Genomic DNA, 5,275 nt, shown 5'->3' on the forward strand with positions numbered 1-5,275 from the left:
ATGCGCGCACGCGCCGCGCCGGCATCGCGAGCGAAGGCTGCGGCGCGACCGTGCGCAGCGGTCGCGCGCGCAGTGGCGTCAGCACCGCGCGCTGCTTCGACGCGAGCAGCATCCACGCACCGCGCAGCGGCGCGAGCAGGCCGGTCGCGTCCGCGCGCGCTTCGCGCGCCGGCCAACACGGGCCGAGCGTCGCACCGGCATCGTGCGTGAGCTGCGCCTGCTGCAGTCGGCGACGCAGTGACTCGGGATGGCGCGCATGCGGCGCCGCGATGCCGCGCCGCGCCTGCCAGTGAAACCAGAGCATCCAGGGACTCCACGGATTGAGGCCGAACCAGAGCAGCGCGCCGCCCGGCGCGAGCACGCGCACGAGCTCGTCGACGAGCGCATCGGGCGCGGCGAGCGCGTCGGCCGCATGTTGCACGACGACGAACTGGAACGCATCGCTCTCGTAAGGCAGAGCGTCGCTCGCGCAGCGCGCGTCGCCGGCGAGGCCGCCGCCCTCGACATGCAGGCGCGTCGCGCGCAGGTGGCGCAGGTCGACCGGCAGCGTGCGATTCGCCGCGCTCGCCTGCAGCAGCAGCGCGGCGCCCGCGGGCTGGCGCAGCGCGAACGCGGGCACGCGCGCGAGTTCGTCGCGCAGCAACGGCTCGAACTCGGGAAGGACGAACAGGCTGTCGGGTCCGGTGATCACGCGGCAGGCAAATCCCAAGTATGCGAAGCGGCTCCCTTTCCAGGTCAACGACTTGATCGTCGACCGCTGCGCGGACGGCGCTCGCGCCGTACGTCGGGGCAGCGCCGCAGTGTAGCGCGACGGCGCCTCGACTAATGATCGTTTAACGTCGCGACCCGCGGCGCTGGCCTATAGTCCGGCGCCGATGACGCTCCTAGCCCTGCCCGCGCTCGCCGACAATTACATCTGGCTGCTCGCGCAGGGCACCGATGCGCTCGTCGTCGACCCCGGAGAGGCGGCGCCGGTCGAGCGCGCGCTCGCGCGGCACGGCATGCGCCTGCGCGCGATCCTGCTCACCCACCATCACCCCGATCATGTCGGCGCCGCGCAGGAGCTGGGCGCGCGCCACGGCTGCGCCGTGCACGCGCCACGCGACGAGCGCATCGCCGAGGCGGACGTGCGCGTCGGCGACGGCGATCGGGTCGTGCTCCACGCGCCCGCGTTCGCGTTCGACGTGCTCGCGGTTCCCGGCCATACGCTGAGCCACGTCGCCTACCACGGCGCGGGCGTGCTGTTCTGCGGCGACACCCTGTTCAGCGTCGGCTGCGGGCGGCTGTTCGAAGGCACCCCGGCGCAGATGCTCGCGTCGCTCGAACGCCTCGCCGCGTTGCCCGATGCGACGCGCGTGTGCTGCGGCCACGAATACACGCAAGCGAACTGCGCCTTCGCGCTCGCGCTCGACCCGTCCAACGAGGCGCTCGCCGCGCGTGCGGCGCAGGCGGACGCGCAACATGCGCGCGGCGAGCCGACCGTGCCGTCGACGCTCGCCGAGGAACGCGCGGTCAATCCATTCCTGCGCATCGACGCACCCGCGTTGCGCGCCGCGCTCACGATCGAAGATCGCGTCGCGCGCTTCGCCGAGCTGCGCCGGCGCAAGGACGATTTCCGGATGCCCGCGCCGTGACCCGACGCCAAGTGCGCAGTGTGCTGCTCGGCGGCGGCATCCTGCTGCTCGGCGCGTGCGCGACACCGCCGACGCGCACGCCACAACCGTCCGCGCCTTCGCCCGTCGCACCGGTCGTCGTCGCACCGCCGACACCGCCGGCGCCGCCGCCGGCTCCCGTGGCCGAGCAACGCTCGACCTGGGGCCGCCTGCGCAGCCTGTTCGCGATGCAGGGCTGCGACTACGCACCCGGCGTGCAACGCTGGGCCAGGGCCTACACGCGATCGCCACGCGCGTTCGTCGCGAGCTGGAAGGACGCGCTGCCGTTCCTCGACCTCGTCGTCGACGAAATCGAGCAGCGCGGCCTGCCCGGCGAGTTCGCGATGCTGCCCTACGTCGAGAGCACGTACCGACCGCTCGCGTCGCGCGGCGACACGCCGGCGGGCATGTGGCAGCTGATGCCCGCGACCGCGCGCGGCGCCGGCCTCGTCGTGCGAAAGGATTACGACGGCCGGCTCGACGCGCTCGCCTCGACGCAGGCCGCGCTCGACCTCATCGCCGACTACTACCGCGAGTTCGCCGACTGGCGCCTCGCCGACATGGCGTTCAACAGCGGCGAGTTCCGCGTCAAGAAGCTGCTGGGCGGCCGCGATGCGCGCGACCTCGAAGCCGCCGACCTCGCGAAGTTCACGTTCAACCGCATCACGCACGAGCATCTCGATCGCCTGCTCGCGCTCGCATGCATCGTCGAAGACCCTGCGCGCTTCAACGTGAGCCTGCCCGAACCCGGACCCGACGCACGCCTGCGCACGACCGAGCTGCCCGCCGGCATGGACCTGCGCCTCGCCGCGCGCCTCGCGGGCGTGCCGCTCGACGACCTGAAGCGCTGGAATGCGGCCTATCGGCGCAACCGCATGCCCGACGACGCGCCACACCGGCTGTTGCTGCCGGAGACGCGCGTGGAGCGCTTCCTCGTCGCGTCGCAGGCGATGCCGCAGCCGCTCTGGAACGATTGGCGCGAGGAGCGCGCCGCGCGCACGAGCGGCATCGGCAGCTGGGCGAGCCAGCTCGGCGTGCCGGTCGCCGCGCTCGCGGCCGCGAACGCGGTCGCCGAGGACGCGACCGTGCTGCCGTCGACGCGCCTGCTGCTGCCCGGCCGCGAGGCCGAACCGGTGGATGCGTCCGGCTCCGCGACGCCCGATGCGCGCGTGCACGTGATCGCCGCGGGCGACACGCTGTCGGGCGTCGCGCAACGCTACGGCATTCCGCTGCGGCGCCTGCAGCAGCTGAACCCGCGTGCCGGGCGCATGCTGCGGCTCGGCGACAAGCTGCGCCTCGACGCGAGCTGAGCGCGGGCGCGGCACGCCCGCCGGCCCCGCGGCGCGCGGGCGCATGGCGCGATCCTTCGCCACGACGGCGCCCCGCTGCCAGCTGCTAGAATCCGCACCCGACTTTGCGACGATCCTGGGAGAGCACATGGGTTTCCTGCACGGCAAGCGCGCCCTCGTCACGGGCATCCTCAGCCAGCGCTCGATCGCCTGGGGCATCGCCAACGCGATGCACCGCGAAGGCGCGCAGCTCGCCTTCACCTACGTCGAGGAGAAGCTCAAGGATCGCGTCGACGAAGCGGCGACCGCGTTCGGCTCGAACATCGTGCTCAAGTGCGACGTCACCAAGGACGCCGAGATCGAAAGCCTGTTCGCCGACCTCGGCAAGCACTGGGACGGCTTCGACATCCTCATCCATTCGATCGGCTTCGCGCCGCGCGAAGCGCTCGCCGGTGAGTTCCTCGACGGCCTCACGCGCGAGAATTTCGCGATCGCGCACGACATCTCGAGCTACAGCCTTGCCGCGATGGCGAAGGCCGCGCGCCCGCTCATGAAGGGCCGCGGCGGCGCGATCCTCACGCTCACCTACCTCGGCGCCGAGCGCGCGCTCGCGAACTACAACGTGATGGGCCTGGCCAAGGCGAGCCTCGAGGCGAACGTGCGCTACCTCGCCTACAACCTCGGGCCCGAGGGCACGCGCGTCAACGCGATCTCGGCCGGCCCGATCAAGACGCTGGCCGCGTCGGGCATCGCCAACTTCCGCAAGATGCTCGACCACGTCGAGGAGAACGCGCCGCTTCGCCGCAGCGTCACGATCGAGGAGGTCGGCAACGCGGCCGCGTTCCTCTGCTCCGACCTCGCCTCGGGCATCACCGGCGAAGTCACCTACGTCGACGCGGGCTACAACACGCTCGGCATGACCGGGATCTGAGATCCGCCGGCGTCGGCGTGGGCGAGTGGCTCGTCGTACGCGCATAGGTTCCGTCGCGTCACGGTGAACAAGGCTTCACTCGCCGCGTCGATGCGTCCTCGCATGCTTCCGCTCGATTCGGAGGCGAGCGGGTGACCTCGCTTTGCTCGTCCAAAGGGACGTCAGCCGCAGAAACGACACCCCGCCGCGCCGCTTCGGCGCAAAGCCGAGGCACTGCACGCGAGCGGTGTAGCGCGCAGGGCGATCAGGAACCGCGTTGGCTTCGCAGCACGCCATGCTGGACGATGTCGCAGATCGCCTTCACGTCGCCGTCCATCGCGCGATCGCGCGCCATGAAGGCGATGCGTTCGCGGATCTTCGCGTGCGCGGCGCGCACCGCGGCGCCGGCGTGGAAGTCGGCGGCTTCGGCGAGCGACGTCGCGAGCGCCTGCACTTCGGTCTCGAACTGCGCGCGCGTCGGGTGCGTCGTGTCGGGCGCGTTGGCGATCTTCGCGGCGAGCGCGCGCCAGTCGCCACGCTGGGCGAGGCGGCGCGCGGCGTTGAGCATGTCCTGGCGGTAGTCGAGCGCCTGCGCCGCGGTATAGAGCTCGAGCGCGAGCACGTGCGCGAGGTCCTCGGTCATGTCGAGCACGTGGCGCGCCTCGTTCGCGCCCATCGAAACATGGTCTTCCGCGTTCGCGCTGGTCGGCACCGAGTAGACGCTCGCCGGATGCGCACGCGTCGCGAGGTCGTTGACGAGCGCGGCGGCGGTGTACTGCACGATCATGAAGCCCGAATCCGTCGCGTCCTCGTTGCCGATCAGGAATGCGGGCAGGCCGTCGTTGGTGGCCGGGTCGACGAGCTTGTTGAGGCGCCGCTCCGAGATCGACGCGAGCACCGGGATCGCGGCCTTCACGTAGCTCATCGCGAGCGCGAGCGGCATGCCGTGGAAGTGGCCGGCCGAGATCACCTGGTCCTCGATCACGTGCGCGTCCACCGCGTCCGGGAAGATCAGCGGATTGTCGGTGACCGCGTTGAGCTCGATGTCGATCACGCGGCCGGCTTGCGCGAGCGCGTCGCGCACGGACCCGTGCACCTGCGGAATGCAGCGCAGGCAATATGCATCCTGCGGCTGGTGCTTCTTGCCGCCCTTGAACGGAAGGAAGCGGCTGTAGAACGCCTCGCGTCCGTGGCGCTGCTTCGGCGGCACGTAGTCCCACGAAATGTCGAAGCGCTGCTGCTGGTCCTCGGGCTCGTTCCACGCATCGGCGAGCCACGTGCGAAAGCGCGGCACGAGGTGATACGGAATGTCGACCAGCGTCGAGCCAGAGAGGAGCCGCCGGAGATTCGCGGCCGCCTCGACCTGGCCCGGATGCGGACGAAGCGCGTGCACCTCGTCGCGGAACGCGCTGCCGCGGCCCGCG

5 protein-coding genes are annotated in these 5,275 nt (G+C 71.5%); 3 read left to right on the plus strand and 2 right to left on the minus strand.

All coding sequences use genetic code 11. The features are described from left to right. Positions 1-691, minus strand: a 691-nt coding sequence (locus tag VI238_RS09450) for a methyltransferase domain-containing protein (protein ID WP_331650740.1), incomplete at its 3' end; no start/stop codon positions are given. A 184-nt stretch (positions 692-875) separates the two neighbouring features. On the opposite strand from VI238_RS09450, the gene gloB reads away from it, so the two are divergent. The 3 genes from gloB (at position 876) to VI238_RS09465 (ending at position 3,872) form a co-directional block, all read left to right on the plus strand. Continuing rightward, positions 876-1,634, plus strand: a complete 759-nt coding sequence (gene gloB, locus VI238_RS09455) for a hydroxyacylglutathione hydrolase (RefSeq protein WP_331650742.1) — start codon at positions 876-878, stop codon at positions 1,632-1,634. Further along, a complete protein-coding gene (locus VI238_RS09460) occupies positions 1,631-2,962 on the plus strand; it encodes a transglycosylase SLT domain-containing protein (RefSeq protein WP_331650744.1) in 1,332 nt (443 codons plus the stop codon). The genes gloB and VI238_RS09460 overlap by 4 nt, the downstream gene beginning before the upstream one ends. Before the next feature lie 127 nt (positions 2,963-3,089). Continuing rightward, the gene (locus VI238_RS09465) at positions 3,090-3,872 is read left to right on the plus strand and encodes an enoyl-ACP reductase FabI (protein WP_331650746.1); all 783 of its coding nucleotides are present in this window, start codon (positions 3,090-3,092) and stop codon (positions 3,870-3,872) included. Between the two features lie 244 nt (positions 3,873-4,116). Here the strand turns inward: VI238_RS09465 and VI238_RS09470 are convergent. Further along, a partial coding sequence (locus VI238_RS09470; RefSeq protein WP_331650748.1) for an aromatic amino acid lyase occupies positions 4,117-5,275 on the minus strand: 1,159 nt, incomplete at its 5' end.

It is taken from the genome of Dokdonella sp. (genome assembly GCF_036518555.1).
Classification (GTDB): Bacteria; Pseudomonadota; Gammaproteobacteria; order Xanthomonadales; family Rhodanobacteraceae; genus Dokdonella_A.